This window comes from Thalassoglobus neptunius, from assembly GCF_007859735.1.
Classification (GTDB): domain Bacteria; phylum Planctomycetota; class Planctomycetia; order Planctomycetales; family Planctomycetaceae; genus Thalassoglobus; species Thalassoglobus neptunius.
Window position 1 is genome coordinate 2111256 of sequence record NZ_SIHI01000001.1, and the last position, 13181, is coordinate 2124436.

The window sequence follows — 13181 nt, forward strand, 5'->3', positions numbered from 1 at the left end:
ATCACTGAACTGGTACAAATCCCCCTGTCCGCAGGCGACAACTGTGGTAATATGACAACTCTTCAAGGCGCCCTCCAAGCTGCCCCCTGCAGATAGAGACTTCTCCCCATGACAGATCCACACGCCCAGACACCGGAACACGGTGATCATTCTGCGCAAAGGATCTATACGCGACGTTTCTGGATCGCGTTTGCCGCCAACGTCATGATGGTGACCGCCAACACGATGACGTTTCGGTTTGCCGAGTTCGTGAAGTTTCTCGGAGGGACGGAAGAAACGACCGGCTTCATCGTCAGTGTCGGGTTGCTCGGCTCGCTCTTCTTTCGAGCCTTTCTCGGTCAGGCGCTTGATACGTTCGGAATTCGCCGCATCTGGCTGATATGTGCAACCATTAATATGACTGGCGGGTTGCTGATGATGACGTCATCAGCGATCGGACTTCAGCTCTACCTGGCACGAATCATTTTCGTGGTCGGGCTGTCAGGGATGTTTGCGTCGTCAGTGTCATACATTCAAAGCCTCGCTCCAGTAGATCGACGGACGGAGATCATCGGGACTTTCGGGGCAAGCGGCTTTGTCGGGATGATTCTCGGAGCACAACTAGGTGATCTCGTCTTTCTGAAATTTCCCAACAACAGCGAGTTATATTATGTGCTGTTCGGGCTCGTCTTCCTGTTCGGATTTCTTCACACAGCTCTCGCATTCTGGTTGACGTCGAAAGATGTTCACCGGCGCCCTGAGGTCAGTCCGCCAATTCATAAGCTTCTCGTTCGTTACTGGCCTTCCAGTGTTCTGATCGTGACGGTGATGATGGGGATCGGCTTTGCTGTGACGATGACATTCCTCACGCGATATTCGACGGAGCTCGGGCTGAGCGGGATTCGGACGTTTTTCACTGCGTATGCGATTACAGCATTCACGTTGAGGATCATTGCGCGTCAGTGGAGTCAGTCCGTCGGGCGACATCGACTGATCGCGATGGGATTACTTTCGCATTCGCTGGGACATTTCCTCATGACGTTTGTGACCCAGGACTTTCACTTCATTATGCCGGCGATGTGTCTCGGGTTCGGCCACGCACTTCTCTTCCCTTGTGTAGTATCAATGGGAGCTGGAGCGTTTCCCGAACAATATCGCGGGACGGGAACATCGGTCACGCTGGCGGCAATCGATCTCGGGACGATCCTCACAGCTCCGTTTTTGGGCTGGATCATCGACCATTACGGCTTCCATTCAATGTTCTTCGTCGTCAGTGGGACACTCGGAGTCGTCGGGGTTTCGTACGGTCTGCTGACTTCAAAGCTCGTTGATGCAGACGTCTTGATGCATCGGAAGCGAATGGAGAGAGAAGCAAAACTGCGTCACAGCCACAGCGTCTCTCCTGCGGACTCTCGTCCGTCTTTAGGGTCTGTCATTCAGAATGACCCGAAAACGAGTGAGGCTTGTCTACGGCAGTAGACAAAGCAACTCAGGCAAGCGCACGGGAATCGAGAACGTCGTTGTGTGGATTAAAGGGCCACTTCTGCGATTTCCGACTCCGGAGAGTAGAGCGGAGGCAGCGCAAGGAAATCGTCTGAATTGATCACCTGATTTTCCGGCAACAGCACGCAACTGAGGCTCCCTTCTCTTCCCCCAGTTGTGTCGAGCAAGATTCGTTTCTTCGCGAAGATGACTTGCGACACATGAGCATGGCCGGAAACAACGATCTGAAGGCATTCGCTCGGCGGGCTGTGAAACGGAAGTGTCTTTGAGCAGAGCCATTCCGGCCGACGAAGCTGAAAGTCCCGCGATCGAAGTGTCTGAAGTTGAGATTGCAGACCTTCCTCGGGATCAAGTCCGGAGTGCACGAAGAGGTAATCGGGGTGCTCAACGATCCAGTTCGCGTGCATCAGGACTTGAAGATGCGTTTCCGGTGCGACGAGTCGAAGTTCCGGAAGATTGCCCGGTGAGACTCCGTAGCTTGCGAAGGTCTGCTCGGATCCGTAGTGGTCAATCCAACGGTTCCCCCACTCATTCGCCTCTGCTTCCTCGAACAGACCTAACGAGCCAGCCATGGCGAGTTCGTGATTCCCGGAGACAATCGTCGTCTTCGGATGGTCGCGAATGAGATCGATGAACAATTCAATGGCACCGCATGGGTCGGGACCACGGTCGACAAGATCGCCAATGAAGACAATCCATCGATCCTGGTAGTCGGGCATCTCACGCAGTTGCTCGATGACCCGTATCAGTTTGTCAACCTGTCCGTGAATGTCGCCGATGACCGCAACGGGGCCGTCAATCTTTCTAGGAAAAACCACTGAGAACCTTCTTTGATGATCGCAGTTCCCTCAAGCGCAAGTCAGAATGACTCTTTGCTTTCGGTGATAAGAACTATCGAGAGATGTTTCCGCTCAATTTAATTTTGAGTTTGCCGATGCACTTGGCAAGTGGAGGAGTATTCACTTTGAGGAGTAGAGTTCCCGACTCTTCCGGGACAAACTCTTTTCGCTCTCCGATCAGAAACGGCTCGAGTTCGGGGCTCTTTTTCTTCCCACCTTTCGGAGATGGAATCGGAGCAATCACCGCCATTAAAGCCCCCGTGGGAACGCCGTGAACGAGATCACGAGCGGCACTGTTACTGTCGTAACCCTCGGGGCCAAGGTCTGCGTTAACGATAAATTTGTAACTACCAGTCGCTTCAATACGAATGGGTTTGCCTTTGGTAACGCGAATCCCGGACTGTGTCCATCCCAAAGAGGTGTCAAGGTCGAAAGTGCGAACCTGATCCTCGAAAACCGCGTTGTCATACTCTTCAAGCTTCTTCTTGACAGCTTCCGCGTCGGGCATCACGGTCAGAATGGCATTGAGCATTTGTTTCGATTTATCGATCGCACCGATGTCTTCATAGTTCTTCGAAAGTTCAAACAGCGAATTCAGATACTCTTGTTGAGCACGGTCCGCTTTCACGTCGAGATTCCGCGTCTCCGTTGGAAGAGCCCGGGAACCTTGAGCGCTCAGCGGAATAACGAAGATGAGATGAAGAAGTACAAGGATTCCGTTGTAACTCGTCGACCGGACCATATCCTGCCTCTCTGCTGAAATAGTGACGCATCTATCGAATTGGACGTCGCGAATGGACACCAGCAAACGTGGTCAGAACCGTGTCGGCTCGCCCTGGCGACAGTCCAAGTGAGTGCAATGGAAAGAAATTGCTCAAAGTGTCTCTTGTATCATACGCTCTGGATGCGATCTCAGAGCATGAGATTTATATTGTCTTTCGAAACCCCGATTGATGCGAGACGAGTTTTCGAGGTGTTTTCAGGCTGTCGTAAAGAGTTGAACGGTCGCTGAGGCTGTGGAGTAGTAAATAACGACTCCCAGCATGTCGCTCAGGGCAGCGATGAGCGGATTGGACATAAACGCGGGGTCCATTCCGAGTCTTTTGAGTCCGAGCGGAAGCATCGCTCCGGACAGTGTTCCAACCGTGACGACCAGAAAAACCGTTAGAGTCACAACCATCGACGCTTGAATGCCAATCATCAGGTATGCGACGATGAACGAGATCAGCGCCAGAATTGCCCCGAGCAAGGCACCGATGCGAATTTCTCTCCACGCAATCCAGGAAACGCGCCCGTCGGTTTCGTGAAGCGCGAGTGCACGAATCACGAGTGTTGCCGATTGAGAACCCGCGTTTCCTCCACTCGCGAGCACCATCGGCAAAAAGAGAACCATCCAGGTTCCCCCATCTCCGGGATCGAAGTATTGAAGAACCTTCGCTGTCATCGAAGCAGCGAAAAGGAGAATGACCAGCCAGACTCCGCGTTTCCATGCCAATTCGAAAAACGGTGTTGCGACGTACCCATCTTCAAGCGGCTGGACCGCCCCGAGCAGATGGGCGTCTTCCGTCGCTTCTTCCTGCATGACGTCGGCGGCATCATCGTGAGTCACAATCCCGACGAGCCGGTTTTGATTGTCGACAACGGGAATCGCGATAAAGTCGTATCGGGCAATTTCGTTCGCGACGTGTTCCTGATCATCGTCGACCCGCACGCAAATCACGTCGCGCTGCATGATCTCTTCGAGTCGCGTTGTCGGTTTGGCGAGAATCAGTTTTCGAAGCGACAAAAATCCCAGCAAATGCCGACCTTCGTCGGTGATGTAGATGTAGTAAATCGTTTCCCGACTCGGTGCCTGAACGCGCAGCCGCTCCAGAGCTTCCTTGACCGAGATATCAGCTGGCAATGACGCGTACTCGGTCGTCATGATCGAGCCAGCACTGTACTCCGGATAGGAGAGCAGCTTGCGAATGTCACTTCGCTCCGCTTGCGCCACCAGTCTCAGAACAGTTTCGACATGATCGGGATCCATCCGCTCAAGCAGATCGACCCGGTCGTCCCCAGACATTTCTTCGATGATCCGGGAAAGGGGCTTGTCTCCGACAAGTTCGACAAGTTTGACCTGAAAGCTGATGTCGAAGAACGGAAAGATTTCCCCTTGTGTCGAGGCCGGAGCGTGCTTCAGAACCTTCCATGCTTCTTCCGGTTCCATGTCTTCAAGGATCTCTGCAACGACACCCGGATAGAGCGCCGTGCAAAACTCGCGCAGGCCGAGTTCATCGTTTCCTTGAATCATCTGAACGATGTCTGGCTCAAGAAGCGAATGGAAAATTGAAGAGGTCATGGAGAAAGGTCCGCGAGAAAATCACGCAATCGAGAGAGGAGCATCATAGCACGCGTTGAGCCGATCGGCGACAACCCCAGTCGTGCGAATTCCTGTCATCAGTAAGTGTTGAAGCTTGCCAGTTCAAATGCCTCTTCGTACAAAGTTGAGATACCATCCGTACTCAGGAGAGAATGAATGTCGATTGCAGAAGGCCCCGCGACCAACGGCTCGAAAACCGTCAGACATCATGATCGCGAGTATCAGGTGATCGGAACGCGTCCCGTCCGCCACGATGGAGCGGACAAAGTGACAGGACGCGCCAAATACGGGGCAGATGTCCGACTCTCCGGGATGCTGCATGGATACGTGCTTCGCAGCCCCGTCGCTCATGCAAAAATCATCGCAATTGATACTTCGCGTGCAGAAGCATTGCCCGGAGTGCGAGCGATCGTGACCGGCGCTGATCTCCCCGAAGTAGGCGATCGAGTCGCTGAACTCGGAGAAGGCGCGGTTAACCTGCGACACCTGAGTGCGAATATCCTCGCCAAAGACAAAGTTCTCTATCAGGGACACCCAATTGCTGCCGTCGCTGCGGATAATATTCACATCGCTGAAGAAGCAGCCCGGTTGATCGAAGTCCAATACGAAGAGCTGCCCGTTGTCATTGATGTGATCGGAGCGATGAAGCCTGATGCGGCCGTCTTAAACGACGACGTGCGAACGGTCGAATTCGGGGAAGTCGTTTCCGATGAACCTACGAATGTCGCAGAGAAGTTTCTCTACGAGCAAGGAGATCCCGACGCCGCGTTTTCTTCCGCAGATGTTGTCGTTGAGCGGGAATTCCGAACCGCGACCGTACATCAAGGGTACATCGAGCCACACACATCCACTGCACTCTGGCATGGAGACGGGCGATGCACGATCTGGACGAGTACACAGGGAGCATTCACCGTCCGTCAGCAGGTTGCTGAGCTTTTGGAAATTCCGCTCACCTGGATCAAAGTCGTTCCGCAGGAAATTGGCGGAGGCTTCGGCGGGAAAATCTCCGTCTACGAGCAACCTGTCGCCGTTCTGTTGTCCCAAAAATCGGGGCGACCGGTCAAAGTGACGATGTCCCGGACAGACGTCTTTCAATCGACCGGGCCGACACCAGGTTCGTATATTCGCGTCAAGATCGGAGCGAACCGTGACGGGAAGATCGTTGCGGGCGAAGCCTATCTGGCCTACGAAGCGGGGGCGTATCCCGGATCACCAATCAACCCGGGCTGCATGTGTATCCTCGCTTGTTATGACATTCCCAACGCACGTGTCGAAGGTTACGACGTCTGCGTCAACAAGCCTCGAACCAACGCCTATCGTGCCCCCGGATCGACGAATGCGGCATTCGCGATTGAAGCTGTGATCGACGAAGTTGCCGATCAACTCAACGTCGACAAATTAACGTTCCGCATCGACAATGCCGCTCGGGAAGGAACCCGCCGGCCGGATGGAGTGGTCTTTCCGCGAGTCGGTCTCGTCGAGTGCCTGAATGTGATTCGCGAAAGCGAGCACTACAATTCTCCGCTCGAAGGTCCAAATCGCGGACGTGGAATCGCATCGGGATTCTGGTTCAATGCCGGACTCAAATCGAGCGTCACAGTCAACGTCAATACCGATGGAAAAGTGACTCTCGTCGAAGGCTCGACAGACATCGGCGGAACGAGAACGTCACTGGCGATGCAACTCGCCGAGACACTCGGAATCACAGCAGAAGACGTTCAACCAATCGTTGCCGACACCGATTCCGTGGGTTACACAGACGTCACGGGCGGAAGCCGAGTGACGCTGGCAACCGGAATGGCTGTCTATGAAGCGGGGATTAAGATTCGAGAACTGATGTGTGCCCGGGCTGCGAAAATCTGGGAGTGCGACACGACCGACGTGCGGTACGAGGACGACGGAACAATCTCAGGACCGGGGAATCAGTCCATCAGCTTCAAAGATCTCGCTGGGAAGATCATCGCGACCGGCGAGTCAATCACAGCCTCGGCGAGTATCAGTGCACCAGCTTCCAGCAACGCTTTCGGAGTCCACTGTGTTGATCTCGAAGTCGATCCGGACACGGGGAAAGTTCGAATCTTGCGATACACAGCCGCTCAGGACGCAGGCACCGCCATTCATCCGGCATACGTCGAAGGACAAATGCAGGGAGGCGCTGTTCAAGGAATCGGGTGGGCCTTGAACGAAGAGTATATCTACAACCAGGACGGACTGCTGACCAACGCAAACTTCCTCGACTATCGAATGCCGACCTGCTTCGATATCCCGAGCATCGAAACAATCATCGTTGAAGTTCCGAATCCTGATCATCCCTACGGAGTGCGTGGCGTTGGGGAAGTCCCAATCTGTCCGCCACCCGCTGCATTGAATTCCGCATTGCATGACGCCATCGGGGTCCGCATGCAAGAACTACCCATGTCGCCACCACGAGTTCTTCACGAGATTCTCAAGAAGTAACCTGTAAGGCGGTTTCTTCGCACCCGTCCGAACTCGCTCCTCTTCACGAAGGGGAGCGTTGGTTCGGACAATTCAAAGAGAGCCCGATAAATCAAGCTTCAGGGTTGCTCGTGCGATCAGCAGACACACCCCTTCAGCATCGCAGTTCGAAGTTCTCACCTTGAATGACGCCCTATTAGGTGATGTGGGACGCAGATCTCTCAAGTGAGTCAACCCGGATTTTGAGATAGCACAGCTTCAAGTGATGACGAAAGCTCATGGTCACGAAGACACGAGGACTGGTTAACGTCCGCCGAGATTCTTCATCGCGCGAGCACGATTGACTGCTTCGTCCTTGGCGGCGAATCCCGCTTCGTCAGTTGGGACAAGTGCCAACGCTGCCTGCAGTTCTTCGTCAGCTTTTGCGGGATCAACTTTCCCTGCTGGCAAGGCACGATTCGTCAGGAGAGTGACGACTGATCCTTTGATCTGAGCGAAGCCGCCTTCGATGTAGAACGTTTCAGAGCCCGAAGTCGTTTCGACTCGCAGTGCACCAGACCCCAATCGACCAACGAGAGGGGCGCGTCCTGGGAGCACACCGATCTGTCCGTCAAAAAGCGGAAATCGTAGTGTTTTGACTGGCTGATCAAGCAGCGTCTTTTCTGGAGTCACCAGCACAAGTCGAAGTTCGGTGCCTGCAATCATTTTCGATGGGCCAGAATATGTTTTTAACGGAACTTCGCCACGAGCGAATGACTCGTGGCGAAGTGTGTTTGTTGACGAAAACCTCTGTCGCAGGAGCGACCTTATCCTTCTTGAGCCATCCGTTCGGCTTGTTCAGCAGCTTCTTGAACGCCACCGACGTACATGAAGGCCGATTCCGGCAGGTGGTCCCACTTACCGGCACAGATTTCTTCGAAGGACTGGATGGTATCTTCGAGTGAGGTGAAGTTCCCCGATTTTCCGGTGAAGACCTCGGCGACGTAGAACGGCTGCGACAGGAAACGCTCAATTCGTCGAGCACGTGCCACGACCTGCTTGTCGTCTTCTGAAAGCTCTTCCACACCGAGAATCGCGATGATGTCCTGAAGTTCGCGATAACGCTGCAGGATTTGTTGAACCTGACGAGCGACGGCGTAGTGGCGTTCCCCGACCACTTGTGGATCGAGAATTCGAGATGACGAAGCCAATGGGTCGATCGCGGGGTAAATCCCCTTTTCTGCAATCTTTCGTTCCAGGTAGATGAACGCATCCAGGTGGCTGAAAGCCGTCGCTGGTGCTGGATCTGTTGGATCGTCGGCAGGAACGTAAACAGCCTGCACGGATGTGATCGCACCCTTCTTGGTCGACGTAATTCGTTCTTGCAGCTGACCGAGTTCGGTTCCCAGAGTTGGCTGGTATCCCACGGCAGATGGCATACGACCGAGAAGAGCCGACACTTCTGAACCCGCTTGCGAGAAACGGAAGATGTTGTCGACGAACAACAGAGTGTCTGCACCTGTTTGGTCACGGAACCATTCCGCCATTGTCAAACCGGTCAAAGCGACACGGAGACGGGCTCCAGGCGGTTCGTTCATCTGTCCGAAGACCATACACGTTTGCGAAAGAACCGATCGGCCGGTGTCTCCGATTTGTGCTTCCGCCATTTCGAGCAGAAGGTCGTTTCCTTCTCGAGTTCGCTCACCCACACCTGCGAACACCGAGTATCCCCCGTGTTCACGTGCGATACGAGCGATCAACTCAGTCAGAATCACGGTCTTGCCAAGTCCCGCACCACCGAACAGTCCCGCTTTACCACCACGGACGAACGGAGTCAGGAGGTCGACCACTTTGATCCCGGTTTCAAAGACTTCTGTCTTTGAGGAGAGTTCGTCGAGCTTTGGAGCTTCCCGGTGGATCGGCCAACGTTCGGTGGCGCCACATTCGCCTTCACCGTCGATGGTTTCGCCGATCACGTTGAAAACGCGGCCCAGCGTCTCTTTGCCCACGGGAACAGTCACAGGAGCTTGAGTGTCGAGAACGTCCATTCCTCGAACCAGACCGTCCGTCGAACCGAGTGCCACGCAGCGAACACGACCACTTCCGAGGTGCTGTTGGACTTCCCCGGTCAAGTTGATCTTGATCCCTTTGACCTCTTGTTCGATTTTGACAGCATTGTAGATCTCCGGCATGCTGTCTGCCGCAAACTCAGCATCAAAAGTTGAGCCGATGATCTGCGTAATTTTTCCGGTATGTTGGGCAGTATCTGTAGACATGTTCGGTTCTCAATCTGGCTGTTACTCAAGTGCAGCGGCACCGCCGATAATTTCGGACAGCTCGCTGGTAATCTGTGTTTGACGGGCGCGGTTGTACTCTTGCGAAATACTGCGAATCATATCATCGGCGTTCTCGGTCGCCGCTTTCATCGCCACCATTCGAGCGATCTGCTCACCCACTGCAGCGTCGAGGAAGCACTTGAAAAAGCGTGCTCGAAATGCTGCTGGAACGATCTCTTCGAGAATTTGTTCCGGGCTGGGGAGGAATTCGTAATCAACGCCCGTCGACTCTTCAGTTTCAGTCGCGAGATCTCCAAACGGCAGGAGTGTCTCGACGACAGGGGACTGGCGGGCAGCACTCTGAAAACTTTGATAAGCGACATCGAGTCGATGCAACTTCCCGCTGATGAAGTCTGCCAGGTAACGGTTGGCGATTTCGTTAACATCGTCGAAAGAGGGTTTGTCTTCAAACTGTTGATAGGAAGCAGCAATCTCGACTCCTTCGAACTTCATCGCTGAGATTCCGCGTTTTCCGGAGACCTCTACGGTGACGTTCTTGCCTTCGCCTTTCAACTCACGAATGCGGCTGTTGGCCTTACGCAAGATTCCGCCGTTGTAGCCGCCGCAAAGCCCTCGATTCGAAGTGAGAATCAGCAACGTCACGTTCTTCGTTTCTGCAGGCTGTTTGAGCAGGGGATGACTGAAAGTCAAATCCGCCTGAGACAGGTCAGAAACGATTTCGTTGATTTTGCGGGTGTAAGCAGCCGCTTCCGCCGCCCGGTCCATCGCTTTCTTGAATCGCGAGGTGGCGATGAGTTCCATCGTCCTCGTGATTTTGCGAATGTTCCGGATCGACTTCCGGCGCTTCACTAAAACTCGTGCGTTACCCATTGCTATGCAATACTCTTCAATCTAAGGGCGATCGATTCAGGCAGTGGCCCCAGCTGGGGATTCTGCGACTTCGGCTTTGAAACGGCTCTGGAATTCTGTGAGAGCCGCTTTCAACTTCTCTTCAAGATCGCTGCTGAGTTCTTTGGTCTTGATGAGTTCATCACGCACTTCGCTCTTCTCTTCACTGATGAATTGAAGCAGCTCTTTTTCGGCTCGGGCAACCTGCTCAACAGGCACTTTGTCGAAGTACCCTTTGGTTCCCGCGTAGATCGAAATGACCTGATCTGCGAAGTGAAGCGGTTGGTACTGCGGCTGCTTGAGCAATTCGACCATTCGGTATCCGCGGTCGAGTTGTTTCTGCGTGGCAGCGTCGAGCTCGGTTCCCATCTGGGCAAACGCTTCCAGTTCACGGAAGGCTGCGAGGTCGAGTCGAAGTGATCCGGAGATCTTCTTCATCGCTTTCGTCTGAGCGTTACCACCCACACGAGACACAGAAATACCCACGTTAATCGCCGGTCGAACCCCAGCGAAGAAGAGATCTGGTTCGAGGTAAATCTGACCGTCGGTGATCGAAATCACGTTCGTCGGAATATACGCCGAAACTTCCCCTTCGAGAGTTTCAATGATCGGCAGTGCGGTCATCGAACCGCCACCGAGTTCGTTGTTCAGCTTCGCAGCACGTTCCAGAAGACGACTGTGACAGTAGAAAACGTCACCGGGATAAGCTTCACGGCCCGGAGGACGTCGCATCAACAGGGACAATTGTCGGTAAGCCTGAGCCTGTTTGGTCAAGTCATCATAGACGCAGAGCGTGTGCTTGCCCTGGTACATGAAGTGTTCGGCAATCGCGGCTCCGGAGTACGGTGCGATGTACTGCAGCGGAGCAGGATCTGCTGCGGATGCTGCAATGACGATGGAGTAGTCCATTGCCCCGTTGGCTTCGAGTGCTTCAACCACCTGAGCAACGTTCGAGGAACGCTGACCACAAGCGACATAGATGCAGATCACATCCCCGCCTTTCTGGGCGAGAATAGTATCGATGGCGACAGCAGTCTTACCTGTTTTTCGGTCGCCGATGATCAATTCACGCTGTCCACGTCCAATAGGAGTCATGGAGTCGACAGCTTTGATCCCTGTCTGGAGTGGCTGCTTCACCGGTTGCCGCTCAGCAACACCTGGAGCCGGGTATTCGACCGGGCGTGACTCAGTGGTCACGATGGGGCCTTTTCCGTCCAGAGGATTTCCGAGTGGATCGATGACGCGACCAATCATCGCATCTCCGACCGGAACGGAAAGAAGCTCTCCGGTCGTTTTGACTTCGTCGCCTTCCTGAATTTTCAGGTAGTCACCGAGAATAATAATCCCGACGGAATTTTCTTCGAGGTTGAAGCAGAGACCACGAGTGCCTCCCTCAAATTCAACCATCTCTCCCGCCATTGCAGACGAGAGTCCGACGACACGGGCGATCCCGTCGCCAACCTCGATCACTTTTCCGACTTCGGCAGTTTGAACCTGCCCTTGAAAGTCTTCAATTTCCTTCTGGAGAACTGAAGCGATCTCGTCCGCTTTGAATTTCATTGAGGTACCTCTCGCGAAGTCGCTGTCGAAGTTCACGCAACCGCGTGCGCAGCGAACCATCATAAACTGTGTCGCCGACCTGAATCACCAGCCCACCCAAGAGCTCCTGATCCAATGACGGAATGAGAATCGGCTCGAATGACAAAGCGTCATGCAGCCGTTGTTTAATACGCTCCAGCTGATCGCTGGTAAGTTCAACTGCCGATCGAAGCTTGACTCGGATCTGTCCCTGTTGTTCTTCGTGAGATTGCCAGGCTTCGTTCAAGATTAAGGGGAGAAGTTCAAGTCGATCGTGTTTCGCAAGTGTCAGAAGAAAGTTTGTGAATTTCTCAGACGCATACGGTTTGACGGTTCGTTCGATGACACCGCGTTTCTGCTCGGAGCCAGTTGCTTCCGTTGTCAGCAATCGTTCGAAGTCAGGGTTCGCTTGCAGGACGTCATCATGAAATGAAGTGAACTCTTCGAGGAGTTCAGCCTGTTTGTCTTGACCGGCGGCGTTTAGGAATGCCGTGGCGTAGACCCGTGCAACAGCTTTTGCACTGGGATCTTCCAAGACATGTGATGGCCGAGTTGTTTGTGAGTCGGACATGAAACCTGGGAGTCCTTGAACGTCTTCTAGTTACCAGCCATTTGGTTCAGGGTTTCGTCGATGAGACGGTCCTGGTCCGAATCGTTAAAACTGCTTCGCACACGCTGTTCGGAAACCTCAGCAACTCGAGCGGCGAGATGTTCGAACAGTTGATGCAGAGATTGATCACGTGCTCGGTCGATATCGACCTCGGCTCGTTTGACCATTAAACCTGCTTCATGATTGGCGAATTCAACAATCTCGTCGCGAGTGTGATCGGCGTCTCGTTTCGCTTCCGCGAGCGTTTCTGCAACCGTTTCGTCCATGGCTTCGAGTTGCCCGCGATACTTGTTGAGAGTTTCACGTGCCGTCGAAAGGTGACGTTCCGCAACGGAAATGGTTTCCTGCTCCTGAGCTTCCCGGTCTGACATGCTGGTGAGCATCCAGTCCCAGATTCCCAGTTTTCCGATGGCGACGCAGAATCCTGCAAACGCAATAATCGACCAGAACGACAGGTCTTCCCAGATGGACGGAGCAGCATGTTCATCGCCATGCCCGGTTCCGTGTCCGGCACCGTGATCATCGTGTCCGTGGCCTGCTTCATCATGGCCAAGGTCACCGTCGGCATGATCGCCTTCGGAGTGTGCATCGTGGCTGTCATGGGCGGCTTCTGAATGAGCCTCCTCAGACGCAGCGTCCTGGCAGTAGGCCGAATTCACAGGGCCAGCAGTCAAAGCACAGGTCAGTGCCAAAATCCACGCCAAACGAAG

General features: G+C 53.9%; 11 protein-coding genes. 2 read left to right on the forward strand and 9 right to left on the reverse strand.

What is annotated here, in order from left to right:
• The first annotated feature begins 108 nt into the window (after positions 1-108).
• Positions 109-1458, forward strand: a complete 1350-nt coding sequence (locus KOR42_RS08285) for an MFS transporter (protein ID WP_146508718.1) — start codon at positions 109-111, stop codon at positions 1456-1458.
• Positions 1459-1508: 50 nt separating this feature from the next.
• Here KOR42_RS08285 and KOR42_RS08290 read toward each other — a convergent pair whose 3' ends face one another.
• From KOR42_RS08290 to mgtE, 3 genes are all read right to left on the reverse strand, one after another.
• Positions 1509-2300 carry a metallophosphoesterase gene (locus tag KOR42_RS08290; protein ID WP_146508719.1) on the reverse strand — a complete coding sequence of 264 codons (792 nt, stop codon included), beginning with the start codon at positions 2298-2300 and terminating at the stop codon, positions 1509-1511.
• A 73-nt stretch (positions 2301-2373) separates the two neighbouring features.
• A complete protein-coding gene (locus KOR42_RS08295) occupies positions 2374-3063 on the reverse strand; it encodes a hypothetical protein (RefSeq protein WP_146508722.1) in 690 nt (229 codons plus the stop codon).
• A 237-nt stretch (positions 3064-3300) separates the two neighbouring features.
• Entirely contained in the window at positions 3301-4662 is a 1362-nt protein-coding gene (gene mgtE / locus KOR42_RS08300) for a magnesium transporter (RefSeq protein WP_231740785.1), read from the reverse strand.
• 177 nt (positions 4663-4839) lie between these two features.
• Here mgtE and KOR42_RS08305 point away from each other — a divergent pair, with 177 nt between their 5' ends.
• The gene (locus KOR42_RS08305) at positions 4840-7140 is read left to right on the forward strand and encodes a xanthine dehydrogenase family protein molybdopterin-binding subunit (RefSeq protein WP_146508724.1); all 2301 of its coding nucleotides are present in this window, start codon (positions 4840-4842) and stop codon (positions 7138-7140) included.
• A 282-nt stretch (positions 7141-7422) separates the two neighbouring features.
• Here KOR42_RS08305 and atpC read toward each other — a convergent pair whose 3' ends face one another.
• The 6 genes from atpC to KOR42_RS08335 form a co-directional block, all read right to left on the reverse strand.
• Positions 7423-7824, reverse strand: coding sequence for an ATP synthase F1 subunit epsilon (atpC, locus tag KOR42_RS08310; protein WP_146508726.1), 402 nt, complete (start codon positions 7822-7824; stop codon positions 7423-7425).
• A gap of 101 nt (positions 7825-7925) precedes the next feature.
• On the reverse strand, positions 7926-9374 hold the full coding sequence (atpD, locus tag KOR42_RS08315; protein ID WP_146508728.1) for a F0F1 ATP synthase subunit beta: 1449 nt from the start codon (positions 9372-9374) through the stop codon (positions 7926-7928).
• Between the two features lie 21 nt (positions 9375-9395).
• Entirely contained in the window at positions 9396-10265 is an 870-nt protein-coding gene (gene atpG / locus KOR42_RS08320; protein WP_146508730.1) for an ATP synthase F1 subunit gamma, read from the reverse strand.
• A 36-nt stretch (positions 10266-10301) separates the two neighbouring features.
• On the reverse strand, positions 10302-11843 hold the full coding sequence (gene atpA, locus KOR42_RS08325) for a F0F1 ATP synthase subunit alpha (protein ID WP_146508732.1): 1542 nt from the start codon (positions 11841-11843) through the stop codon (positions 10302-10304).
• Positions 11794-12432, reverse strand: coding sequence for an ATP synthase F1 subunit delta (atpH, locus tag KOR42_RS08330; RefSeq protein WP_146508734.1), 639 nt, complete (start codon positions 12430-12432; stop codon positions 11794-11796). The genes atpA and atpH overlap by 50 nt, the downstream gene beginning before the upstream one ends.
• A gap of 26 nt (positions 12433-12458) precedes the next feature.
• Entirely contained in the window at positions 12459-13145 is a 687-nt protein-coding gene (locus KOR42_RS08335; RefSeq protein WP_146508736.1) for a F0F1 ATP synthase subunit B family protein, read from the reverse strand.
• Positions 13146-13181 lie beyond the last annotated feature (36 nt).